The sequence below is a fragment of the Halobacteriovorax sp. GFR8 genome (assembly GCF_050955245.1).
In the GTDB taxonomy this organism is placed as follows: Bacteria; Bdellovibrionota; Bacteriovoracia; order Bacteriovoracales; family Bacteriovoracaceae; genus Halobacteriovorax_A.
In genome coordinates this window covers 357229-382033 of sequence record NZ_JBPBLR010000002.1, presented here as the reverse complement: position 1 = coordinate 382033, position 24805 = coordinate 357229, and the positions used below count along the sequence as shown (strand labels likewise).

Here is a 24805-nt window from a genome sequence, read left to right as displayed (position 1 = left end):
ATTATTTTTTATATGTTTGAGACCACTTACTCCCGTTAATATGGGAGTAAGCTTTATAAACTGAACCACTAGAGATAACGACATCCAGTTGTCCATCTTTGTTAACATCCATGAAATTTACGAGATGAGCTCGTTTATAAAGGCCATAATTATCTTTATTCTCTTGCCAGATTTGGCCAAAATTATGAATTTTAATATTATCTAACTGGCCATCTTCAACAACAATTCCCCATAAATTAGATGAGCCATAAGTATTGATATAATTAGTGTTACCATTAAATTGATAAAAGAGAGTTGCTGTTTTATTATCAGAAATCTTTCTTCTTTTTATTCGATAGAGATGAGAGTTAAATCCTGAAATAGGAAACTTATAACTAAAGATGAGTCTCTTCTGTACGTCATAGATCTGAAGAGTTGGTATTCCATCGACAATTGATGTCCCAATATACTCTCTTACGATATCCCCATTGATATCAACTTGATATAAGGCCGAGTCTTTCTTGTAATGTACCTTCTCTTTTTTCTGCTCAACTTCCTTAGTCCCTTGAGTATAGAAATCATCGAGAAGCCAGGCATCCTGAGCAATACTATTTGTTGAAAATAATAAGATCGGGCAAAGGCCAATCATCCACTTTAATGACAACATATGTTAATTATAGCATTGAGTTCAAATATCCACAGCACTATGCTCTTTTATTCCTCTATTTGACCAAAAACAGCTACAAACCTTGTTCCTGCGGGCATACAGCATTGACGTATGCTCGACTAATTCGATAATATTTTGCAATAGGACACACAGAGGGGACATAATGCAACGCCAGATTGGTTTAATTAAAAATCAGAATCAAATTATTATCAGAGATCTAAATAGTACGACAAAGAGTAAGATTGCTGATGTATCAGAAGTATCTGAAGAGAACTTTGACTGTATTTTTTATTCTCCTGAGCTATTAGAAGAAGAGAGCGTCCACAATTTTCTAAAGAAAGAATCAAAATATACTCCCCTTCACGAACTAGGTACATTCTTTGAAAACTCTGAACAATTTGAAGCGGAGTCAAATGAGAAGCTTGAACAAGTATTCAATAAGATCTCAAGTAATTGGATCCTTCAAAATAATATCGTTCTCTTAGAAGAACTTTTTGAAGTTGTTGATCACTTAAAAGCTTTATGGCCAAATGATAGAACTGCTTTCTTTGAAGAGCTATGGCATATCTTTAAAATCAACCTAGGTGCTAACAAGTTAAAGCTTATTTATAATGATATTGAAGACGTTTCAAAAAATAGCGACAAGAAAGCGTTAGTTCACATCACAATTGATGGTGAAAAGAAACCAAATCCTGTCAAAGGTAAAGATTTTGAAGCCAAGCTTATGAAGCACTTTGAAGAAGAGTTTGTAAATGCTTTCCAAATAGTCGAGTATAACGAAGATAAGGGTGAGCTAACAATTTGCGGAAATATTCTGAAAAGCCCTTTTATTATCATGGCAAATATCGGCCAAATCACAAAGCTTCAAGAGTCAGTTCTTGCAACACTAATCAAAGCATTATCAAGATAAAAAAAAGGCCCGTTAAACGGGCCTTTCTTATAGTAACTTACAAAGATCTACAACTTTAGAATTCTGAATTTCAAAGCTCACCTTGTGTGGCACAGAGCTCTTTGAGTCCTTAATAATCACTTCGTACTCTTTTGGAATACTATCACCTTGCGAATTCATACCTGTCGCAAAAGGAATTCCCGGAACAAAGCGAATTGGTAATTTTTCTTCTCTCTGCTCTCCAAATAATTCAAAGCTAATTGATCCACGGATACATGCAGAGCTTGTCTGTAAGTAACCATAGTATGCCTTGGCCATCGACTCAACTTGAATGTTGCGAGACTCACCATCTTGTACAGAAATATCTTGTGCAATAAAGTGTTCACGTCCAGTTTTTTCAACTCGAATTGTTAGAAGTTCATTTGCACGAACTTTTAAGCGGTTTAAAACATCAACACTTTGTTCAACACCATTGATATATAATTTATCTTTATTTCTACTGAAATTTTTAAGCGTAATTGTTCCAGTTTGATTACTTGTCGGTGCACGCTTTGTTTTATCCTTTTCACCTGTCGTCGTTGCAACTTCTGTCGAAACTGTCGGCGAATCTTTTAAGAATGGGATATGATCCTTAGCAAAGTAAACTCCTGCTGCAATCGCAGCAATAGAAGCAACATGAATGAAGTAATTCTTCTTCTTTGTTTCAACTTTTTTCTTTTTCTTAATACGCTTAATTTTTGTACTCGCGCTTGTTTTATTAGAGCGAATATCAATTTTATTAATCTTTGTTTTGGCCGATCTTGATGCCATATCAAGTTTAGGTATTGAACCTTCAACTTGAATATCTGTTTGTTCATCGATATCAAGCTCAAAAAGGGCCTCTTTCTCTTTCCTCTTCTTAGCTGCAGAAGGTTGAGTTATATCAACGCTATCATCAGAAGAAGGTCTCCCTTCTGTTTCATTCTTATAGTCTCTAATATATGGGCCTAGTTCAATTTGACCAAACTCATACATTCTTTCGCGATCAACTTTAATTTCGTCTTTAAATAATTCCTTCGCAAAGTACGAAAGATCCGAAGAGTTAAAGTCTGGATAAGTTGAATATAAAAACTTATTAAGAGCACGAGCAAACTCTTCAAGAGATTGATATCGCTTGTTACGATCCTTATGAAGGGCCTTTAAGATGATCTTATCAAGTTCTTTTGGAACCATTGGATTAATTGATGAAGGAACAGGAATCTTACATTCCTGAATCTTCTTTAAAACTGCTAGATCATTTGAAGCTTTAAATAGTTTTCTTGAACACAGCATTTCCCAAAGAGTAATTGCCGTTGCGAATAAGTCATAACGTGGATCAAGATCTAATCCATCTAAGTATTCAGGAGCAAGGTAAGATAACTTTCCTTTAATTGTTCCTGCTTGAGTCGCTTCAGAATTTGTTTCAGACTTTGCAATACCAAAGTCAATAACCTTAACAGAGCCATCAAAAGTTAGCATGATATTATGAGGCGAAATATCACGGTGAATAATATTAGCAGGCTTTCCTGTTAGCTTATCTGTAAATGTGTGAGCGTAGTGAAGACCTTGAGCGGCCTGAATCGTAATGAAAGATGAAATCTCTACTGGAAAAACATAATTATGTTCCTTCAGCTTATCGATATATTGCTTTAGGTTTCTCCCATCACAATATTCCATTGCAACGAAAAGCTGGCCATTATGAAAACCATAATCGTAGGTCTGAACGATATTTGGATGTAATAAACCAAAAGTCGTTTTAATTTCATCCATAAACATTGTCTGAAATGCTTCATCAGATGAGAATTGTGGTTGAACCATTTTTATGGCAACAATTTTATCGGCCTGCTCCCCCAGAAAGCGCGCTCGACAAATTTTGGCCATACCACCATCAACTAAGTGATCTAGAATAAGGTATCGACCAAATCTTTCAAATTTCTTTTCTTCACTCATTACTAAAGCTCCTCGCATTTTTATCGGAGCTTTTAAGTTCAAACTTTAGATAAGTTTTTGACTAAAAATGCAGAGTTCTCGTTTTAAAATTAGGGAATTTGATCTTTAAGTCACCGATATCAGATGTTGCACAGAGTGTTTTACTCTTGTATAGAGACAAAAAGAATTTATTGAAATCAGGATGATTAGCAATGGCCAAATCAAAGTCATTTGTTACGACAGGCTGAAGCTCTTTCGATAAAACTTGATTGTAAAACATTGCATGTGAAATTCGGTCGGAGTCTAAACTAAATGTAATGGAAACATAGACTGCTTTACACTCTTTTAGGCGTCTCGATTCACTTTCAGAAAACCACTGCCAAAAAGGAGAACTTGGATCCATTTTTGTAAAGAAAACATCATACATAAGATTTAGTTCCGAATACCAAGATAGACGTTGAAATGTTAAAGCTTCATTCCAAGGCTTACCACCAGCAGTACCACCCTTGATAATTGACTCACCACTTTTGACAAAGTTCTTTGTCATATTTCCGCATGAAGTTAATAAAAACAGGGCAAAAAGAGCTAAAATTTTAGTTTTCATGTATCCAATTATAAGTTTCTTTGAAAATAATGTCTTGTTTTTTTATGGTCTTTACAGAATTAAACTCTGGGATTTCGATTTCATCTCTAAATTCACTCATAATCGTCTCAAAGATAATACTATCCTTATTGCTACTAAAGATTAAATTTCTACATTCCATAAAATAGACATCTAATTGAACTTTTTTCAAGATTTGGTTAAGAACGATTAAGGTTTTCTTTGTCACAAAATTATTAGCAGTTAAGTCGTTACTCTGCTTTGACAACTTAATATGAGCACGCGATAGAAAGTTTGGCTGCCAAGGTATTTTTGATATCAATTCATTTTTAAGATTCTTACTAAACTCTGTGCGAATCTTTGGATTTAAAAAGATATTACCTTTTACATTATCAAATAAAGTAGAAAAAAGTAATGAAATCAGGGCCCCCTGATTAACGGCCAAAGTATAGACTTCATCGCCTTGAGCAAGTTTACTATGGTGATAAAGTTCATTTAAAAATGTCTTTACTTGGTCAATACTTTCAAAGTGTCCACGTGTCCCAGAACTTAATCCATGGCCCAAATAATCAAAGGAAACAACATTCACTCCCTCTTCGACAAGTAGAGGAATCAAACTATCATAAGTATAGTGACCTCCCCCAATATCATGAAAGAGTATGAGGGTTTTTGCATCCTCTTTATCACAGCGATACTCACGAATATAGATCGAAGTATCCATCTAAGATTAACCGATATAGCTTTTGATCGAGCTTTCTGCTTCATCAGATAAATTAACAAAGCGAAGAGCAAAACCTTGGTTTTCATTTAAGTGACGAACCACAAGCCCAGAAGCAATAAAGTGGTAATCAGAATTTTCTGGGTGAACATTTAACGTTACTTCATCTCCGACATTGAATGGAAAGTTTGAAACAAGAACTTGCATTCCACCAATTGAGATATCACGGCAAACACCTTCAAATACTTGTTGAGAATCATGGAAGAACATACGTGCTACAAATGGCTTGCGCTGATTAAGTCTCCTTTCATCATCAGTAATTAAAGGAGGAACAGAGCCCATGACTTTTTTTGCAATTGGAGTTTCAGCAAGGAACACCCACTCATTCTCACCGGGAATATAGGCGAGAGTTTTTTCATTGATGCGATTTTGCTGATAGGCTTTTTGTAAATCAATGACACTAAATGGCCCATACTCGACTTCATCAGTACCGCGATCAAGTCCAATTTTTATTGTAATAATTTTTTCATCATCTTTGATATCATCCCATGAATAAAGAACAACATGCTGATCATCAATAACTGGAGGCATATCAAGCTCAGGAGGTAGCTCATCGACTACTCTCTTATTTAATAAGTGACCTAGCTCAGTCGCCTCAGAAATTAACTTCCAATTATCAAAACCCTTTGTCCAGACATAGCTATCAGGTGTGAGCTTCCCCTTTCCAAATAGAACTTCAACCTCTTCTAGTTCGACAGGTCCTACTCTTTCACCTTTTTCAACGTAATACCATTGTGCCATATTCCTCTCCGTTTGCTTTGACCTTCCTATTTTAACCTGTTGATATCATTAACAAAATTAATGAAAAATATTGCCCCTAAGAAGCATCAAATGGGAATAATACTTTAGTAAAAAAGGCCGAATTATATTTAAGTTTTATTTTTTCTTAACCGAAGAGTTAATTGATGAAAAAGATCTTAATCGTTTTGACATTATTATTTATGGCCTCATGTGCGAAAGAAGAATTTGCGACTCGCAAGAATTCAGACTCATTTGGGACGGACCCGACACAAACAGTTAACAGTGAAATGTGTTCTAAATTTACCTATATTAGGCCACCTGTTGACCTACTCTTTGTATGGGATAATTCAACGAGTACGGGTTTTATAAGTAACCAGACAAAAACGGCACTTAATAATGTTGTGAATAATATTGCGGATCGATTTGATTACCAAGTTCTTATGGCACCTCTTATTGGCTCGGGAAATAGTGGAACATACTTCTTTTCTCGCGCGGGAATCAATCCTTCAGGAGTAACGACAATTTCTCGCTATGCTGCTTCAAGTGTTATTTCAAACTTCAGCCCTGCTTCAGGAACAAGAGAAGGTGGACTCTCTCGTATTAACGAACTCGTAAAACTTAATCAATTGAATGGTGCTCTTAGAAAGAATGCCCATACGATTATTGTCATCATGTCTAATGAAGACGATAACTCTTGGAATACGACAGGATCAAACCTATCAAATAATCACGCCCTCGCAGTTAAGTATCGAAAGGCCATGGCCCACGATCTTCTTTGTATGCGTGGTAACTACAATGGCGCACTCTACTCTCAGTCTCTTTACTCGAGTTTTGATAAGCAAGTGCTTGGAACAACTAAGAATACTGCCGCAACATTTAATTCGACATGTAGTAATGTTGGAAATTACGAGCTTAACTCTTCGATGTTAAGACTGATCTCACTTGCACCATCTGTTGATCCAGAGTCTTATAGTTGCCCACAGATCACTAAAGGTGAGAAAAACTTCAATTATCACGGGGCCAGTGACCTCGTTTACAATCAACCATATGAGAACTTAAGTGGAAGTAATCCATATCCGTTTCCACGTTCTAATAACTCGTACAATGGCTTTGGCTATAACGACAATGTAAATGTTTGTACTCAAAGTAACTTCAATAGTATTTTTGATCATGTCTACAATTCGATTGAAGATGCGATTTTAAACCATAAGTACAACTACTGGAAAGTGGCAGAACCAGGAGCTCGTATTGATACGAACTCTCTTATTATTACAAAGTATGTAAGAGGAAGCTCGCAACCGGGGACACCTATTCTTGAAAGTATGAGTAATGGTTACTCTTATATTGGAGAACGAGGGAATTTTGCTACAAGATACTCTCCTTCAGTTGGAGAAGAGCACTCTGGTCACTTCATCCGCCTAAATGGTAATGCCATTGTAGAATATCCAGAATGTTTAGTTGTCAGCTACCAAACGCCACAAAACTTCTATGGATATGTGAAGCTTAATAGTAAGCCTGTTGAAAGCTCGATTACTCTTAAGATTAATGGACAAACAATTAATAAGAGTTCAACGAATGGTTGGCAGCTAATGAAGTCGGGATCAAGTCCTGCTTACTACTCTAACTTCAATATTAAAGTAACAAGTCCGACAGACGACACTCCAGCGACACCAGTCATGAATGAGACAGGATATTTCCTAAAACTTTTCGGAAATGCAGTTTATAGTGATGGGGCCAACGTTGAAGTAAACTTCTATCCAACTGGAAATTAATAACTATTGCCGGCCTTTTCTTCATTAAGTCGCTGCCAAGCAACTTGAAAGATTAGGCCCGGTAAAGTCTTAACTAACTTATCCATATCTACCACGTTAGTCATATTACCTTTATCATCCACAAAAATATCTTCTACAATTCCCGCTAAGATGGCAGGACGAATATCTTCAGGATTGACTATTGCTTCTCCTTCTTTCAGCTCTGCAATCACTGCTGATAGATCTGCAGAAGCTTTCCCTTTTGTAACACCTTTGGCAAGAAGCTGATTCTTCATACGAGAAAGAATGAGGTTACATTTTTTAGATACTTTAGTTTTCTTATCATCTGTTTTTATTTTTTCAGCGTTAACAAAAGCAACAATACTTCGAAGACTTTCAAGATTAGGAATTTTCACAAGCTTAGGTTGTCCATCCTTATCGTCTTCCATGATAATTAAGCCTTCTCTTTTAAGAAGCTCAATCATCTCTTCAAACTTAATTTCAGAAACACCAAATATATCAAATAAGTAATAACGAATAGAGCTGATGTGAATACGGTGAGCACCGTCTTCACCTTTTTGAGCATGAACTTTCGACGAAAGATAGATTCCCGCCAAAATTCTTAGAACGTCAGTTGTATGAAAGAAAACATACTCTCCGACTTTTCCATCTTTACCAAAACCAACAGAGTTTGACTCTAATGCCTTTACACGATCATTTGTTTTTCTTAGACGATCCGCAAGAGTATTAACAATAGTCTTAAACCATGGGTTTAGTCCCTGCATCGTTTTATCAAAGGCATTAAATGTTACGCGAACAACATCTGTAGGAACAATCGCTGCAGCAGAGCAACTTCTTCTCGATCCTTTATTATCAAAATAGGCCATCTCACCTATTACTTCACCGGCGCGAAGAATAGCGATTTCAACAAAGCCCTGCCCCTTTGGGATATAGAGTCTTATCTGTCCTTTTTGAATAATATAGAGAGAATCTGCTGGATCGTTTTGGTTGAAAAGAACTTCACCTGCTTTGAAACGTACGATACCAGATTTGTGTTGTTTTTGTGTTTGAGCTTGGGCCATCCATAGTCCTACTTAAAAAGCAGGACTATGAAAGTCCTGCTATTTTATTTAATTTTTTCTAATATCAATGATAACGCTTCACCGCCACCGATGCAAATAGAGGCCAAACCGTACTTTGCATTTTGGTTTTTCATCGCAGTCATAAGAGTTACAACAATACGAGTTCCAGAAGTTCCAATTGGGTGACCAAGAGATACACCTGAACCATAGATATTTAGCTTCTCATGAGGAATCCCCATCTCTTCCATCGCTGCCATTGGAACAGCTGCAAAAGCTTCGTTGATTTCAAAAACATCAATATCTGAAAGTTTTAGTCCAGTTTTCTCTAGATTCTTTTTCATTGCTTCAATTGGAGCTGTCGTAAACCAAGTTGGTGCTTGAGCGTGTGAGGCCCAACCAACAATTTTAAAATCTGCCTGATCTTTGTACTCTTCCCCAGCAAGAACAACAGCAGCAGCACCATCGTTAATCGTTGAAGCATTAGCAGCTGTAATCGTTCCATCTTTTTTGAAAGCTGGTCTTAGACCTGGGATTTTATCGAACTTGGCCTTGAATGGCCCTTCGTCTTCAGAAACAACAGTATCGCCTTTACGCCCTTTGATTGTTACTGGAGCAATTTCATCTTTAAAGATACCTGCTTCAATTGCAGCTTGAGCTCTTTTAAAAGATTCAATTGAGTATGCATCTTGTGCTTCACGAGTAAGATTATATTTTTCAGTACACTCTTCTGCACAATTTCCCATTGCTTGGTCAGAGTAAACATCCCATAACCCGTCCCATTGCATAGCATCTTTAACTTCTGCTGCACCAAATTTTGCAACACCAGTTCTTGAGTTCATTAGTAAGTGAGGAGCTTGCGACATATTTTCCATACCACCAGCAACAACAACTTGGTTGTCTCCTGTCATAATTGACTGAGCACCAGAGATAATTGTCTTCATTCCTGATCCACAAACCTTATTAATAGTTGTACATGGAGTTGCTTCACTTAAACCTGCAAAGATCGCAGCCTGGCGAGCTGGAGCTTGTCCAACACCGGCCTGAACAACATTACCCATAAATACTTCATCAACCTTATCTTTAGCGATACCTGCTTTTTCAACAGCAGCTTCGATTGCAGTTGCACCTAAACGAGTTGCTCCAACTTGAGAAAGTGAGCTTAAAAAACTTCCACTTGGTGTTCTTGCACCTGATAAAATATAAACGCTCATTATTTACTCCTTTTATTTAGTCTTAATTAAAGTCCAGATATATTGACACACAAACAGTGGCTTGTTAATTATCTTCTACTTCTATATAGATTTTCACAGCGTTAAAAAGGATATTGCGAATGCTTTCAAGAACTAACGGGCCATTTTTAATTGATCTTCCAAACGAGTGGGCAGATTCGGTACTTGAACTTCTTCAAGATACGTATCGCAACGAGTTATTTGACGCGAATAAAGTATTTGAGATCTATGGAAGACTCTACAAAGGTGAAGTTCTTGTTATGGCCTCTCTTGTTGATACATCAAACGAAGCGGCTGCAGCAACGACTTACTTCGCATCAATGGATCTAGAGGAAAATGGTGACCATACAAAGCTTCTTGAAGGCCTAGTAGACTCAATTGGTGCTTTCTTTGATCAATTCTTTGCAGACGAAAACTGGGATGACTACCAGGACATGTGGAAAGAAGAAACTTTTAAGGGAACAACACTATACTGCAAAGTGACAAGAGAGAATGTTGGCCTAACGATCCAGGCCGATAGACTTCTCAATCAGTAACACACAGCATCCACAGCTTAACTCACGTTAACTTGCCAGAGCCACTTAACTCTAATAGCATTTTTATATAAATATTCATTAGAGAGGGATTTTTATGAAGAAGCTACTTTGTTTAGCACTGCTACTTTTTCTAACTCAAAAGATTTGGGCACAAGAAGAAAGACACCGCACAGTGGAAGGTCAAATTAATTGGGGACCTTTTGTTAATTGTGAGATCTATAACAACTCACATCGACGTATGACAGTTCTTGATTATCAATACACGATTACATACACAAATGGATTTCAAAGAACTTTTAATTACGTCTGCCAGCATGGTTGCAATGTTAGAAGCTTTGACTTCACTAGGTTCTCGGGGCCAACGAATCATCCAAATATTATGGCCGCAACTTGCCGTGCCCATATTTTTAAAGAAAGAAGAGACCGTCGTCATTAAAATAACGAAAAAAGAAAGCCTCCATAATGGAGGCTTTTTTATTTAAATAACTTTGCTCTGTACTTAGGCTTAATTAAGTTTTCAACAGATAAGATTTCATCAAGCTCTTCTTCTGATAGTAGCTTCTTCTCAAGAACTAATTCACGAATTGATTTTCCAGTCTTAACCGCTTCTTTTCCAATGATATCGCCCATGTGATGGCCAATGAATGGATTTAAGTAAGTAATGATACCAACTGAATTTAGAACCATATTTGTCGTATGTTCCTCATTGGCAGTAATTCCTTCGATACACTTTTCTTTTAACGTCGTGGCTGCATGGCTTAGAAGATCAACTGATTCAAACAGAGACTGAGCAATCACTGGCTCCATAACATTAAGTTGAAGTTGTCCTGCTTCAGCTGCCATTGTTATTGTCATATCATTTCCAATAACCTTAAAACAAACTTGATTTACAACTTCAGGAATAACTGGATTTACCTTTGCTGGCATGATTGAAGAACCGGCCTGTAGTTCAGGAAGATTAATTTCATTAAAACCACAACGAGGTCCAGAAGAAAGAAGTCTTAAGTCATTACAAATCTTTGAAAGCTTAACAGCTGTTCTTTTTAGAGAGCCTGAAATCATAACATAAGCTCCACAATCTGAAGTCGCTTCAATAAGGTTTTCAGACTTTACGAAATTTCCATCAGTAAATTCTGAAAGAAAACCAATTGCCAAATCAGAGTAACGATCGTGAGCATTCAGTCCTGTACCAATTGCTGTCGCTCCAAGATTAACTTCAAGAACTAAGTCACGACAACGAGATAGTGAGCGCACCTCTTCTCGAAGGTTAACTGCCCATGAGTGAAACTCATCTCCTAGAGACATTGGAACAGCATCCTGAAGTTGTGTTCTTCCCATCTTTAGAACCTTTTCAAATTCAATTCCTTTCTTTTCAAAGCTATCTGAAAGGCCTTGGATGCGCTCTATTACTTTAGTCATATAAAAGTAAACGGCGACACGGAAACCTGTTGGGTAAGCATCATTAGTTGATTGTGATTTATTAACGTGATCGTTTGGGTTTAGAACTCCATATTCACCACGCTTATGTCCATTCATCTCAAGTGCTACGTTAGCAATAACTTCATTAGTATTCATATTTACAGAAGTACCTGCTCCCCCTTGAAAGACATCAGTTGGAAAATATTTAAGATATTCATCTAAGTTCGCTAGGATCTCATCGCATGCGCCAATAATCATATCGCACTTATCTTCTTCCATTGTTCCGATTTCTTTATTGGCCGCAGCTGCAGCCTTCTTTGTTAGAACCATTCCTTTAACAAAGTTAGGATAGTCCCCGATTTTTGCATTTGATATTTGAAAATTATTTAGGGCCCTTTGAGTATGAATCCCATAGAGCATTTCGTTATTTATTTCTAATTGTCCAAGTAAATCTTCTTCGATTCGAGTCTTCATATAAATCTCCTATAGGAGTATTTAAACACAAGAACATAAAAAAGGCCCTCAAAAGAGGGCCTCAAAAGCATAGGAGTATGAGTTAATTATTAACCCTTAATTCTGAAAATCTCTTGCATCATTTTGTCTGCTGTAGAGATCGTCTTAGCATTAGCTTGGAAGTTTCTTTGAGACGTCATTAGGTTAACGAACTCACTTGCGATATCAACGTTTGAAAGCTCGATCGATTTAGAAAGAACTTGCCCACGTCCCGCTTCACCTGGTTTACCCATTGCTGGTTGACCAGAGTTTTTAGATTCTTTGAAAAGGTTTTTCCCCATTTTGAAAAGACCTTCGTTGTTATCGAATTTTGCAATAGCGATTTGAGCGATATCTCTTGTTTCACCATTGTCATATACTGCTGTAAGGATACCATCATCGTTGAATGATAGAGATCCAAGAGTTGCTGCTGAAGCACCATCTTGAGTGTGTCTAGCAACTGCAGAACCTGAACCATACTGAGTTGAAGCATCTGTACCATCTCCACCTTCAGAGATTGATTCACCCCAAGAGAATTCAATTCTTTGACCTTGTTGTGCACCTTTATTGAAGTTGAAAGAGTTTGAAGACTCGATCTCTTCTTGAAGTTGACCTTTATCGTTGAAGACAAGTTGACCTTGTGCCATTTCAACCATCTTACCAGCTTCACCACCTTGAGCATCAGCACCATCGGCCATGATTCTATAAGTCCAGTTGTTATCAGCTGTCTTGTTATAGTATGCAGTTACAAGACGAGCTGTACCTACATTATCATATACTGTAATTGAAGAAGAAAAGTTTGATGTTTCTTCTGGATTATTTGGATCGAATTGTTTTACAGAAACTCTTGAGTCTAGGTTCATTGAAAGCTTAACTTTTTCAGTTGCTTGAGCTGGAATCGTCGTATTCCCTAGCTTAATTTCACCTTCTTTATTTGTAAGTGTTCCATCTTCATTTGATTTGAAACCAATTACTTTATATCCATCACTGTTAACAAGTTCACCGTCTTTGTTAAAGTGCATTGAACCATCTCTAGAATATCCATTTCCGAATGGAGCTTTTACTTTGAAGAAACCATCACCTTGAATTGCAAGGTCAGTGATTGATTCAGTTCTTGCAACATCACCTTGAGTCATAATCGGCTTAATGTGAGCTAGCTTTGTACCAGCACCGAACTGATCTCCACCTTCGATCCCTTTTAGAGAGACAGCAAGTACATCTTGGAATTCTGCTCTAGAAGCTTTAAAACCGTTAGTTCCAGCGTTTGAAATGTTATCTGAAACAACATTCATTCCCGCTCCTGAAGCGCTTAAACCAGATACACCAATGTTAAATGATCGTAAAATACTCATTCGTCCCTCCTAGACTAAAACTAAATCTAAATTTTTAGATCTAAAAACGACTAAATGGAATAAGGATTTTAAAAGGTGTGTTTACAACGACAGGCAAACACAAAGCTTCCGTTAGGACCAGCTAATTAAATCTTAAACCAATACAGTCGAATCAATTTTTGTAAAAACGTTACTCTCTATACTTCCCTTATCTATGGCCGTAACCACCTTCTTGGCCGGCACGTCCACGATATAGGCTGCTTTATCTGTAATCACTAAAGAATCTCTTCCCCCCTTACTTTGAAGTTTCTGGAAAGCATCCTTTAGCTTAAAAAATTCATTACTATCAATATCAATATTTCTCTCTTGCAGTCTCTTCGCCGCATGAGTCGAAAGTTGAATTCCGTGTTCTCTTTGAGTTTGCGCTAACTGATCTAAATGATGCGCTTTATTGATCTTCTCATTCGAGATTTGTTCATTCAGAAGGTTTTTAAATTCTGATTGAGCAGCTTCATTACCACCACTAACATTACCAAGACGGTTACGAAGATCAACTTTCTTCGAACCAGGAACCTGGCTTACATTTGGAATATGAAAATTTGAAATATCTTTAGTTCCCATTTATTTCCAATTATTGGTTAGCGGAATTGTTAATATTATTATAGTTTTGAGCCGCCCTCTTTTGCAATGCGGCAATATTTTTATCGTTCATTTCTGAACCACTATTAGAAGCTTGTTTGAAGCTATCAACGTCACGAAGAAAAACTTTTTTTCCATTTTCTAGTGTGAAAATAGTTTCTCCGTTATCAAAATCAACAGCACTAACAACACCTGTCGACTTTGTTTCACCCTTAAACTTATTCATGTCCTTATCAAAGGCCCAAACCTCAAGAGTATAATCACCTTTAGCCGCTCTGGTATTATCAAGTTGACGTCCATTCCAAGTTAGAGTGTGTTGTCCTCTTCCTAGATTTTCAGCTTCAACCTTACCAATCAGTTGGCGATTTTTATCATAGATATTAACCATAACATTCTTAGCTTCTTTGTCTAAGAAAAATGGAACATCTTTTCTGAAAGATTGACCATCATAAGTAACCGATGAACCTTTCGTTAAAATTTCTTTTCCTAAGAAACTTGCACCAAAAAACTTTAATTCTTGAGGATCATTCTTTCCCATATTATCAAGCTTTTGATTCATATTTGTCATCTGCTCTAATTGAGAAAATTGAGCTAGATCTGCAGAAAGTTGTTTTTGATCCATTGGCTTCATTGGATCTTGATGAGTTAATTGGTGAGATAGAAGTTTTAGAAAACCTTCTTGTCCCATTTTATTGTGATCTTTAGCATCAACGAACTTTTGATCAGCGATATTATTACCAGCAATACGGTTTAGTTCTTCACCTACCGAACCACCTCTTCCATTCCCCTTCGTCTGGCGTGGGGCCATACCGATTTGTGAAAATGAATTTCTCTGTTGTGGTTTTCCAATTCCTGGCATTATGCACCTATACGTTCGCTATATTCTTGCCATCTTCTTTGACGGCCTTCTCTTGCATCTTGAAAACTATCAAATGCAAAAGAATCTTCACTATCTAATTGTCTCGTATATTCAGACTCATTTCCAGTCATATTTGAAGTGGAGATTTTGTCCGCTTGTCTTTCACTATTACGCTTTTCATTTTTAAAGCTCTCAGATTGAGAAGCCGTATCGCTCATTTGACCAGATGTTGCCGTATGAATTTTGAAGTCAGCAACTCTAACACCTTTCATATCAAGGTTCTTTAATAACTTAACTTCATTCTCTTTAAAGAACTCTTTTGCTTCAATCGTTGTAGCTTCGATATTTAGAGCGATCATACCGTTAGCATCTTTATTAGCAGTAACATGAAAATGTCCTAACTCATTATGCTTAACAAGAACTTGTAAAGATTTACCATTTTCAATACGGTTCATCTCAATATAGTTAGTAACTTCTTTGATCATTTGATCTGCATTCGATACATTTGAAAGATCGAGAACTTCTGATGCTTTCCCTAGATTGATTTCTGGTCTGAAATCGTTTGTTGCATTAGTATTTCCAAGGGCACCAATTAAATTATTTTGAACTTGTGGAGCTCTTCTTTCACCTTTTGACGTAATATCAGATGAGAAGTCCTCTACTTTTGCTTCACTCTTCATACGAATAATTGAATTATTCTTATGAGATGCTTCCTTAGCAAACTTATTCATATGTAAGCTATTTGAAACCTTTAAGTCACTTGCTGGCCTATTATTTAATACTTGGCGATTGGCCAAGAAATCTGCACTACTTGCTAGATTGTTATTATTTGAACTAGCTGACTTCTTACCTTTTAAGAGATTTGTTGAGGCCATTCTTAAAAGATTATTATCTTTCATCCCCTCAACAGATCTTTCAGGTGTCACCTGTGCTGAATCAATAATAGCTTGAGTGTTCTTTCCTAAGAGAGCATTTGTCTTAACACCCTCAGCAGCAAGCTTTGGAGCTTGTTTATTTTCAAGAGTTGATTCAAGTTTAGAGTTAGCAAGTGTTGTCTTAGCTTTTTGTAGTTCGACAATATTCTTAGTACCAAGAATATTGTCAATATCACTATGCTTACCTACTGGATTTTTTTCTGTTGAACTTAGAGTTGATATTAAAGAAGTCGGCGTAGTGTGCTTTGCCATGGCCTTTGCCATCTTTGGACTATGTGATTCTTTAATAAAGGTATTTGTATTTGCCTTTCCCTCTTTAAGAAGCTCTCTAACTTCTTGATGAGAGATTTTTTCGTTAACAGGGTTATTTAGATTATGCTTTTGTGATTTTGACACTAATCCCTTGGCCACATTCGTAGTCTGAAGTGATTTTTGTCTCTTGGACTCCCCACCTAGAAGAAGTTTACTAAACTCTTCCTTTTGTCCTTTTGAAAGCTTCTTATTGGCATGACTAGAAAGTAGGTTATCAACAGAACCAGTCTTCGCACTAGTATGCGACTGCTCCTTCGTCCCCTTTGCTTTTAAGTTATGTCCAATTAAGTTTTTAAGCATTACTCTTTGTTCCTTTTATTAACGCTTTGCAATATCTTTACATAAATTTATGAAAAAATTAACCATGGAAAAGTTTACCTCTACTTCTTCATCGTCATATATTGCTTTTGTAAGCGCGCTGAAATCTCTTTATCCATCATATTAAAGATCTTTGAAACCTTTACTGGGTCGAGCTCTCCAAGAATCTTAATCGAAATTGATGGGTCCTGTTGAGATAGTAAATTTGCTGCTGTTTGTGGCCTCATATTCGAAACAACATCAACCATGTGAATCACACGTTTTTGTTCATCTGAATCTTTCTTATCAAGACATGAAAGAAAATTCGTTTGATAGGCCTTAAATTCTTTAATTCGCCCTTCAAGCTCTTTTTGATTAACAACAACTTGTTCTTGTTGATTCTTTAGGGCATTTTCACGTGAGGCCAATTCCTCTTCTTTTTTAAGAAGTTCTTTTGAGAACTCAATCAACTTTGAGCGGCCTACTTTTTTCATCTTTTTTTCAAGGGCCACTTCAAGGGCCTTATCAAACTCTTCTTGCGAGTAGATTTTCTTCTCTTGCGAAAAAGCATTAAGTGAAGATGATAATATTAATACTAAAAGAAATAACCTTTTCATTTTAAGCTTCCCCGGCCAATTTTCGAGCATGCCTCTTTGCCATCATTAATTCATCAATAGCTTCTTGGCGCTTCTTTTCAATGACCCTATTTTGTTCTGTTTCAAATTCATTTTTTAAATTATCAATTACTTTCACTTCACCTTTAGCAACAGAAAGCTCTTTGACCTTCTCTTTATATTGTCTCTCAACGGCATGTAATTGATTTTCTAAGACCTTAATTTCGTCTCTTTTAGATTGAATAAACATTGGAAAGAATTGAGCATTTCTTCCTGACGTATATGTATCAAAGAAGGCTTCTTGTGCTTTATATGTTTCTTCAATATCTTGATGACATTTGGAAATTGCTTCGTTTAAACGGCCTTTTTCTATATTAATCTGCCCAAGTTCAAGCTTCACTTTTTGTTCTTTGAACTCTCTTAACTTTAATAGGCCTTGTAGTTTAAACTTTTCTCTACGCAATTATATTACTCCTCATATGAGTTATATGCTTCTTCCGCATACTTTGCGAGGCCAACCATTGAATCATATAGTTGATCAATCGTTTGATAATGATCCTCACCCTGCATTTGTTTTAATAAATCGTTTAATTGATCGATAATGATCATGGCCTTATCTACTTTTGGGTTTGAACCTTTTGAATAAGCACCAACATTGATTAGATCTTCATTATCACGATATGCAGACATGAGGTCACGCATATGTCCTGCTACAACTCGATGCTCACTTGAGACAACTTTATTCATTACCCTCGATAGTGATTGTAGTACATCAATTGCAGGAAATTGATTTTTTGAAGCAAGGGCACGAGATAGAATAATGTGACCATCACTAATCCCTCTTACAGCATCAGCAATCGGCTCATCCATATCTCCCCCTTCAACAAGAACAGTATAGATACCAGTAATTGATCCAGCATCAGCTTTTGTTCCGGCACGCTCCATTAGTTTTGGAAGTTGTGCAAATACTGTTGGAGTATAACCTTTTTGACCAGGTGGATCTCCAGCACTTAATGAGATTTCACGTGATGCCATTGCAAAACGTGTAATTGAATCCATCATTAGCAGTACGTCTTTATTTTGATCTCTGAAGTATTCTGCAAATGTTGTGGCAACATAAGCGGCCTTCATGCGAATTAATGCTGAAGTATCAGAAGTTGCAACAACAACGATCGACTTTTTTAAACCTTCTTCACCAAGATCGTGCTCTATAAATTCACGAACCTCACGGCCACGTTCTCCAATTAGGGCAATAATATTAACATCAGCTGATGACTTCTGTGCAACCATCCCAAGCGTTACAGACTTACCAACACCAGAGCCCGCCATAATAGCTAAACGTTGTCCCTTTCCAGCTGTCATAAAGGCATTAATAGCATTAACACCAGTATCAAGCATTTCACAGATTGGTGGACGCTCTAGAGGGTTGATTGGTTCACCAAAGATTGACCTAACTTCATTTGATCTTTTTATTGGTCCCTTACCATCAATTGGATTTCCTTGGAAGTCAATGACACGGCCAAGATACTGTTCACCGACATTAACTTTTGTAACAAGCTCTTTTAAATATACTTTTGTTTCCGAATTAATTCCGGCTATTTCAGAATATGGCATTGTTAGACATTTTGGTCCATCAATTGAGACAACTTCACCAAGACAACGATCCCCAAATTCTGTAACAAACTCAACGTTAGAGCCGATAACAGCACGGGAAAGGTTTACTTCATAGAGCATCCCTTTTGAGGCACATACCTTCCCTACTTTCTGGTAAGGTGTAGCATATTCATAAGCTTTATGAATTGCTTCTAAATCTAATGTAGAGAAATTATTGTGATTCATCCGAGTCGTCCTCTGAACTTGCTAATCCTACTGCTTCAAATAACTTATCAAGACTATCGAGTTGCGTCTTTAAGCTACCATTGACAATACCGTTTTGAGATTCAACGACAATACCAGGTGCTTCTATATCATAGTCAATTTCAACACGAGTATTAGTGAGTTCTCCAAGTTTACCTTGAACAACTTCTAAGACTTCTGGCATTTGTTCAAAATGCTTCTCATTGACACGAATTAGAAGATTTTCTTTTGTTTGCGCTTCCACAATAAGCTTTTCAAGAAGACGTATAATATACTCACCGTCATCCTTAAGCTCTTTAAGAACAATCCATTTTGCAATTGTTCTAAGTAGTGTATATGTTTGCATTTTTTGAGCAGAAAGAAGTCCTATTTGTGTACTTAAAACTTCTGAAACCATATCGTTTAGAAGAAGAATCTTTTCTTCTGCCGCTCCAGCAAGTTCAACCTTTACTTCTTCTCTTCCCTGCTCACGTCCTAGCTCAAGCCCTTCACGATAAGCATCTTCTTTGATTGCTTCAATTTGACGTGCAACCTCTTCATGGACAGCTTCAGTAAAGTCACTCTCTTCTTGAGCACGTACTCCTCTGTGTTCATGAACGATAGGGTTTAGATCAAAACCAGTATCTTTGGCCATCTCTCTTTCAACGCGAATAATCTTCTGCTTCTCTTCAATTTCACGAATCGACATACCTTCGAAGTCTTGAAACTCAAATTCCTCAACATTAGAGTTAAGTGGTTTTTGAGAGAAAGAGTGAAATTCATATTCTTTTACATCACGAGTCATACTACGGCCAATAACCTATTTTTAAATATTAAACAAGGGCATCGCCATCTCCACCACGAGAGATAAACGCCTTACCTTGTTGTTCAAGTTCTTTACACTTATGTACAATTTCTGCTTGAGCTTTTTCAACATCAGAAAGCTTTGTTGGCCCAAGAGCATCAAGGTCTTCCTGTAGAAGAGTTGCTGCACGATTTGACATATTTCTAAATAGCTTCGCTTTAATTTCTTCAGGAGCTGTTTTAAGGGCAATAACAAGCTTCTGTTGATCAACTTCTTTAAGAAGTGCCTGGATACCACGATCGTCAACATAAACAAGGTCTTCGAAAACGAACATAAGCTTACGAATTTCTTCTGCAAGTTCAGGATCTTTTTCTTCAACACGTCCCATAATATTCTTCTCAGAGTTCTTATCCATAAGGTTAAGCATATCTGCGATTGGTTCAACACCACCAAGTTGGTTTGTATCGATAGTTCCAAGAGTTGAAAGTTCAGTCTTAAGAACATCATCAAGTTGCGCGATAAGCTCCGGAGATACGAAGTCAAGGTTTGCTACCCTTAGTACAACTTCGGCCTGAAGACCTTCAGGAAGACGTCTTAGAACATCAACCTTACGCTCAGCTGATAAGTGCGCAATAATAAGCGCGATTGTTTGAGGGTGCTCGTTGATTAGGAAGTTTGCAAGAGTTCTGGTATCAACTAGCTCCAGTGATTCTAGTGTCTGGTTGGCACCAACATCAATAATTTGACCAAGAAGTTGCTTGGCACGATCTTCCCCAAGAGCATTTACAATAAAGTCTCTAGATGAGTTATCAGAGAAAAGTAGATCATTTTCTTCGTTAAGTTCAGAATAGAATTCTTCAAGAACACGCTTGATCATCCAAATTGGCGCTTTCTTAACATTAGACATCGCATTGATAAGACGTTTTACGTCATTATCGCGCATATGTGCGAATATAAGTTGTGTCGTACTCACACCAAGGGAACTAAGCAGAAGTGCTGCTTTGTCTTGTCCTGATAGTAGCGAGTATTCTACATCTGGGTCTAATGATTGATCGGCCACTTTTCTCTCCTCTTCCTTAAAGGGCTCTATTACTTATTATCATTACGCAATCTGCTTATCAGATTCCGTACTATGAATCATATCATGCACAATCTGTGCCGCTTTTGCAGGGTTTCCTTCAACCAGTGAAATAATCTTCTCACGTAGCATATTCCCTTCAATCTTCTCTGGATTGAGCTTCTCTTCAATCTGTGGAAGAGCATCCTCAAGCCCAGGTAGTTTTTGATTTGCTTGGACTTTTTCAAGCTCTTCAAGAGTTCTTGGTAAGAAGTCTTCTACTGTTTCTACAGCATTGTCTGTTACCCATTGAATGAACGGACGAACAACAACGAAGAAGAATAGAGAAATCGTTAAACCAATTGCAAGATACTTAAAGATATTCTTGATTAGCTCTCTATTTTCACGCTCACGCATAAGAGCATCAATAGCTTCAAGATCTTCTTGCTGGAATTCCATATTCTTAATTGTGATAACATCACCACGACGATTATCAATTCCAAGAGTTGAAGCAACAATCGCTTGAAAATTAGCGATATCAGCTTCAGACCATGGCTCATACTTTGTAACCGTCTTACCATCTACAGTTTGAGTCACATGCTTACCATCTACCATAACTGCTGCTGAGATCTTTCTAACAGATGCAGTCGGAGACTTTGATCGAGTTACTTTCTTTGGAACGTTATAGTTACGAGTTGCTAACTCTTTCTTAACATCATTTCTTGTCTCAGGAACACCTGGTTGTGGTTGTTCCCCAGGAAGGTTTGATCTAGCTCCTGGAATTCCTTGTGGAGAAGGACGTGATCCTTGAAGATTTTGAGTATTTGTTACCTCAGAAAGAACAGCTTTGTTTTCAGAATCATAAGTTGTCTGAGTCGATACGCTTTCAGTAAAGTCCATATCAACTGAAACTTTAGCGATAACTTTTCCAGCACCAACAACTCTCGTTAAGATATCTTCAATTTGTTTTTCATACTTTCTATTTAGCTTTGATTCAAGAGCAAGACGATTGGCCGTATTGGCCGTCATCGCATCCCCTATATTCTCAGAGAGTTTCTTCCCTCTGTGATCAAGGATAACAACACCCTCGCCTCTCATTCCTTCAACAGATGAAGCAACAAGTGAAGAGATCCCTTTGATTTCTTGTTCAGTTAGAGTTACACCACGATTAAGCTCAAGAACAACAGAAGCCGTTGGTGGTTTCTTCTCAGAAACAAATGGAGAAGACTCAGGGATATTTAAGTGAACACGAGCTCTCTTAACACCTCTTAAGTGCTTAATTGTCTTAATGAGCTCACCTTCAAGTGCTCTTTGCTTATTTACTTTTTGAACAAATGAAGTTGTTCCAAAAGATTGATTATCAAAAACTTCATAACCTACTGTTCCAGAAAATGAGAACCCTGAAGTCATCATTTTTAGACGTACAGTTTCAATCATATCTTCTGGGATACTAATTGTTTTACCATCTGCTGAAGTTTTCTTCTCAACATTATTCTGACTTAAGAAGACCTCAACCTTTGTCATATCTTCTTTATTAAGGTCAGAGTATAGAACTTTGTAGTTTGTGTGAGTGGCCCAAAGGACAACACCAAGTAGGAAGACTAGAATAACCCCAGTAACAGCAAAGAGAGAAATCTTCTTTCCTGCATCAAGTTCTCCATAGAACTCTTTGAAGTTTCTAAGCATTTTATCGAAAAAATCTTTCACGTATCCTCCTGACACCTGAAACTCTTAATTCATCCTAAATTAAGAGATCATTAACAACTAGTTATTAACTAGACTTGCATTCTCATTACTTCTTTATAAGCATCAATTACTTTATTACGAACTTGGTTCATAGTCTTAAAAGCAATTTCAGCTCTTTCAACAGCTAGCATAGTTTCGTGGATATTCTTACTCTCACCACTCACCAATTTTTCAATAGCTGTGTTAGCTTCTTTTTGTAAATTATTTACATCCATAATTTGATTAGAAAGCATTTCAGAAAATGACTGACTTCTCTCAGATGGTGTAACTTTTGAAAGTTCATCAAAACCTTCTAGTTTGAATTCTTCTGCGCCACCAGTTGGACTTGTCCACTCGCGCATTTTGTGTGAGTTAAAGACGTCATTCATTGTCGTAATATTATTGATCGCCATGGTTTAACCCCTTTCCTTTATACTTCTTAGTTTCCACTTCCAATTTCAAGCGCTTTCATCGCCATACTCTTAGTTGTATTCATAACGTTAATATTCGCTTCATAACTTCTTGAAGCTGAAATCATGTCTGCCATCTCTTCCATCACATTAATGTTAGGATAGGCAACATACCCTTGCTCATTTGCATCAGGGTGACTTGGATCATACTTTAGAATTGGTGGTTTATCACTCGAAACCACTTCTGTAGCATGAACAGATTGAGCAACCTCACCCATCTCACCTTCTAAAATATCAGAAAAGCTTTCACGAGCAGGCTCGCTACCAAAAGCAACTTCTTTCTTACGATATGGACCACCTTCGGCCGTTCTTGTCGTCTGAGCGTTTGCAATATTTGAAGAAATCGCTGCCATACGCTTCTTATTTGCTGCAACACCTGATGAACTAATTTTTAAACTCGTTAGTAAATCCATTATCTCCCCCTACTCTATTTTTCAGAGTTAATTGTATATTTAAGCATCCCTAGTTTCTTATTCAGTAACTTAACTGATGCATCATACAAAATCTTATTTTCTGCCATTTTGGCCATTTCAGCGTCTCTGTCGACAGTATTCCCATCTTCAGAGGCGATGTCATTTGGATCATCATAAATTTCAGGTTGAAGATTTTCAAAACCACCATTGCCAACGTCAAAGTGTTTCTCTTCAGAGGTCAACATTTCAAGATTCCCATCGACGTCTAAAGCTCTTGCAAGCGCTTCTTCAAAGTCAACTCGCTTGGCCTTATAGCCTGGTGTATCTGCATTAGCGATATTTGAAGTTAAGACCTCATGTCGGATCTGTCTTAAATTCAAAGATGCAGCTAGTGCTTTTAATGTCTTATCCTCAACCCTCATGACGAAACCTTATCTTAAGTTAACAAAGTATGAGTTCCCGTCTCCGCGATACTCATTAATTTTGTTTCTTAGTGTTCTAATTGATACACCAAGAATCTTTGCTGCTTGAGTTCTATTTTCAGAAGTATGGATAAGTGCCTTTTTGATAAGTAGCTTCTCAGCTTCTTTAAGAGACATTAGTCTGATTCCTTCTGAATCATCTTCAGAGATAACATTTACTGCTTTCTTCTCACCGATCTCAAGGTGCTCAGCTGAAACTTCATTTCCTTCAAAGTTAGCTAGTGCGTTTTCGATAACGGCCTTAAGCTCTTTAACATTGTGAGTCCAGTAGTGAGAAAGAATCTTGTTCATTGCTTCTTCTTGAACAGATACTTCTGCACCACCAAGAGTTGTCTTGATAATATTTTTTGCGATGTACTCTAGGTCACCAACTCTTTCTCTAAGTGGAGTTAAAGTAATTGAGTTAGATGAAATGAAAGTATATAGGCCACGATAAAAACGACCAGCACCAACAAGCTTAGAAAGGTTCTTAGTTGTTGTTGCAACCATTCTTACGTCAATTTCATAATCAGTTAGTTCACCAAGGATTTTGTGAAGCTTCTTTTGGAAAGTATCTTCTAGTCCATCTACGTTTACTAGAACAACAGTACCACCGTTCGCGTTTTCGAATGCACCTTTAATGAAACGTCCTGTTTCTGGGTCTCTATAACCTAAGATCTCATTCTCAACTTGATTTGCATCAGCTGCACAGTCTACAGTTACAAATGGCTTTCCTTGTCTTGTTGAATTTTCATGGATAAAGCCAGCTAATGTCTTCTTACCAACACCTGCTTCACCAACAATAAGAACTGGTGCTTTTGTAACAGCAACGTTGTTTGCAACTTTAAGTGCCTTAACTATTTTAGGGTCCTGCCCAAAAATTTCCGCTGTAAACGTATTCATCTGACCTCCTGTCTGTCGTTTGCCCGATCCGTGGGCT

26 protein-coding genes are annotated in these 24805 nt (G+C 37.2%); 4 read left to right on the top strand and 22 right to left on the bottom strand.

Going from position 1 to position 24805, the window contains the following annotated elements:
- Position 1: 1 nt before the first annotated feature.
- A complete protein-coding gene (locus ACRXC1_RS02355; protein ID WP_392912066.1) occupies positions 2–646 on the bottom strand; it encodes a hypothetical protein in 645 nt (214 codons plus the stop codon).
- A 163-nt stretch (positions 647–809) separates the two neighbouring features.
- On the opposite strand from ACRXC1_RS02355, the gene ACRXC1_RS02350 reads away from it, so the two are divergent.
- On the top strand, positions 810–1556 hold the full coding sequence (locus ACRXC1_RS02350) for a hypothetical protein (protein WP_433656197.1): 747 nt from the start codon (positions 810–812) through the stop codon (positions 1554–1556).
- 27 nt (positions 1557–1583) lie between these two features.
- Here the strand turns inward: ACRXC1_RS02350 and ACRXC1_RS02345 are convergent, their stop codons facing one another.
- From ACRXC1_RS02345 to ACRXC1_RS02330, 4 genes are all read right to left on the bottom strand, one after another.
- A complete protein-coding gene (locus tag ACRXC1_RS02345; RefSeq protein WP_433656195.1) occupies positions 1584–3503 on the bottom strand; it encodes a serine/threonine protein kinase in 1920 nt (639 codons plus the stop codon).
- A gap of 61 nt (positions 3504–3564) precedes the next feature.
- On the bottom strand, positions 3565–4086 hold the full coding sequence (locus ACRXC1_RS02340; RefSeq protein ID WP_392912060.1) for a hypothetical protein: 522 nt from the start codon (positions 4084–4086) through the stop codon (positions 3565–3567).
- Complete coding sequence (locus ACRXC1_RS02335) at positions 4076–4804, bottom strand: alpha/beta hydrolase (protein ID WP_433656193.1); 729 nt, start codon at positions 4802–4804, stop codon at positions 4076–4078. The genes ACRXC1_RS02340 and ACRXC1_RS02335 overlap by 11 nt, the downstream gene beginning before the upstream one ends.
- A gap of 6 nt (positions 4805–4810) precedes the next feature.
- Complete coding sequence (locus ACRXC1_RS02330; RefSeq protein ID WP_392912056.1) at positions 4811–5602, bottom strand: GYF domain-containing protein; 792 nt, start codon at positions 5600–5602, stop codon at positions 4811–4813.
- A gap of 164 nt (positions 5603–5766) precedes the next feature.
- Between ACRXC1_RS02330 and ACRXC1_RS02325 the strand changes: the two genes are divergently transcribed.
- Positions 5767–7374 (top strand): hypothetical protein, encoded by a 1608-nt coding sequence (locus tag ACRXC1_RS02325; protein ID WP_433656190.1) that lies wholly within the window; start codon positions 5767–5769, stop codon positions 7372–7374.
- On the opposite strand, the gene ACRXC1_RS02320 is transcribed toward ACRXC1_RS02325, so the two are convergent.
- Together ACRXC1_RS02320 and ACRXC1_RS02315 are read right to left on the bottom strand one after the other, a co-directional pair.
- Positions 7371–8435, bottom strand: coding sequence for a Crp/Fnr family transcriptional regulator (locus tag ACRXC1_RS02320; RefSeq protein WP_433656188.1), 1065 nt, complete (start codon positions 8433–8435; stop codon positions 7371–7373). The two genes, ACRXC1_RS02325 and ACRXC1_RS02320, sit on opposite strands and share 4 nt — an antisense overlap.
- Before the next feature lie 44 nt (positions 8436–8479).
- Positions 8480–9646, bottom strand: a complete 1167-nt coding sequence (locus ACRXC1_RS02315) for a thiolase family protein (protein ID WP_433656186.1) — start codon at positions 9644–9646, stop codon at positions 8480–8482.
- Between the two features lie 119 nt (positions 9647–9765).
- Here ACRXC1_RS02315 and ACRXC1_RS02310 point away from each other — a divergent pair, with 119 nt between their 5' ends.
- On the top strand, positions 9766–10200 hold the full coding sequence (locus tag ACRXC1_RS02310) for a hypothetical protein (RefSeq protein WP_392912048.1): 435 nt from the start codon (positions 9766–9768) through the stop codon (positions 10198–10200).
- A 94-nt stretch (positions 10201–10294) separates the two neighbouring features.
- Positions 10295–10636: a hypothetical protein gene (locus ACRXC1_RS02305; protein ID WP_433656184.1), complete on the top strand. Its 342-nt coding sequence runs from the start codon at positions 10295–10297 to the stop codon at positions 10634–10636.
- A gap of 38 nt (positions 10637–10674) precedes the next feature.
- Here ACRXC1_RS02305 and aspA read toward each other — a convergent pair whose 3' ends face one another.
- The 15 genes from aspA to ACRXC1_RS02230 form a co-directional block, all read right to left on the bottom strand.
- Positions 10675–12093: an aspartate ammonia-lyase gene (gene aspA, locus ACRXC1_RS02300; RefSeq protein WP_433656182.1), complete on the bottom strand. Its 1419-nt coding sequence runs from the start codon at positions 12091–12093 to the stop codon at positions 10675–10677.
- A gap of 89 nt (positions 12094–12182) precedes the next feature.
- Positions 12183–13463: a flagellar hook protein FlgE gene (locus tag ACRXC1_RS02295; protein ID WP_392910182.1), complete on the bottom strand. Its 1281-nt coding sequence runs from the start codon at positions 13461–13463 to the stop codon at positions 12183–12185.
- Positions 13464–13595: 132 nt separating this feature from the next.
- Positions 13596–14063 carry a TIGR02530 family flagellar biosynthesis protein gene (locus ACRXC1_RS02290; protein ID WP_392910180.1) on the bottom strand — a complete coding sequence of 156 codons (468 nt, stop codon included), beginning with the start codon at positions 14061–14063 and terminating at the stop codon, positions 13596–13598.
- A gap of 10 nt (positions 14064–14073) precedes the next feature.
- Positions 14074–14940: a flagellar hook assembly protein FlgD gene (locus ACRXC1_RS02285; RefSeq protein ID WP_392910177.1), complete on the bottom strand. Its 867-nt coding sequence runs from the start codon at positions 14938–14940 to the stop codon at positions 14074–14076.
- A complete protein-coding gene (locus tag ACRXC1_RS02280) occupies positions 14940–16487 on the bottom strand; it encodes a hypothetical protein (RefSeq protein WP_433656179.1) in 1548 nt (515 codons plus the stop codon). Before ACRXC1_RS02280 ends, ACRXC1_RS02285 begins: the two co-directional genes overlap by 1 nt.
- Before the next feature lie 80 nt (positions 16488–16567).
- Positions 16568–17101: a hypothetical protein gene (locus tag ACRXC1_RS02275; RefSeq protein ID WP_433656177.1), complete on the bottom strand. Its 534-nt coding sequence runs from the start codon at positions 17099–17101 to the stop codon at positions 16568–16570.
- Position 17102: 1 nt separating this feature from the next.
- Positions 17103–17561: a flagellar FliJ family protein gene (locus ACRXC1_RS02270; RefSeq protein ID WP_392910171.1), complete on the bottom strand. Its 459-nt coding sequence runs from the start codon at positions 17559–17561 to the stop codon at positions 17103–17105.
- A gap of 5 nt (positions 17562–17566) precedes the next feature.
- A complete protein-coding gene (locus ACRXC1_RS02265) occupies positions 17567–18937 on the bottom strand; it encodes a FliI/YscN family ATPase (RefSeq protein ID WP_392910169.1) in 1371 nt (456 codons plus the stop codon).
- The gene (locus tag ACRXC1_RS02260; RefSeq protein ID WP_392910167.1) at positions 18924–19739 is read right to left on the bottom strand and encodes a FliH/SctL family protein; all 816 of its coding nucleotides are present in this window, start codon (positions 19737–19739) and stop codon (positions 18924–18926) included. The genes ACRXC1_RS02265 and ACRXC1_RS02260 overlap by 14 nt, the downstream gene beginning before the upstream one ends.
- A gap of 28 nt (positions 19740–19767) precedes the next feature.
- Entirely contained in the window at positions 19768–20799 is a 1032-nt protein-coding gene (gene fliG / locus ACRXC1_RS02255; protein WP_021266524.1) for a flagellar motor switch protein FliG, read from the bottom strand.
- A gap of 42 nt (positions 20800–20841) precedes the next feature.
- Positions 20842–22503, bottom strand: a complete 1662-nt coding sequence (fliF, locus tag ACRXC1_RS02250; RefSeq protein WP_392857416.1) for a flagellar basal-body MS-ring/collar protein FliF — start codon at positions 22501–22503, stop codon at positions 20842–20844.
- 68 nt (positions 22504–22571) lie between these two features.
- Positions 22572–22934, bottom strand: a complete 363-nt coding sequence (fliE, locus tag ACRXC1_RS02245) for a flagellar hook-basal body complex protein FliE (protein ID WP_021265866.1) — start codon at positions 22932–22934, stop codon at positions 22572–22574.
- A gap of 26 nt (positions 22935–22960) precedes the next feature.
- A complete protein-coding gene (gene flgC, locus ACRXC1_RS02240; RefSeq protein WP_433656173.1) occupies positions 22961–23404 on the bottom strand; it encodes a flagellar basal body rod protein FlgC in 444 nt (147 codons plus the stop codon).
- Positions 23405–23418: 14 nt separating this feature from the next.
- Positions 23419–23826 (bottom strand): flagellar basal body rod protein FlgB, encoded by a 408-nt coding sequence (gene flgB, locus ACRXC1_RS02235; RefSeq protein WP_433656171.1) that lies wholly within the window; start codon positions 23824–23826, stop codon positions 23419–23421.
- A 9-nt stretch (positions 23827–23835) separates the two neighbouring features.
- Positions 23836–24768 carry a sigma-54-dependent transcriptional regulator gene (locus tag ACRXC1_RS02230; protein ID WP_392857420.1) on the bottom strand — a complete coding sequence of 311 codons (933 nt, stop codon included), beginning with the start codon at positions 24766–24768 and terminating at the stop codon, positions 23836–23838.
- Between the last annotated feature and the right edge of the window lie 37 nt (positions 24769–24805).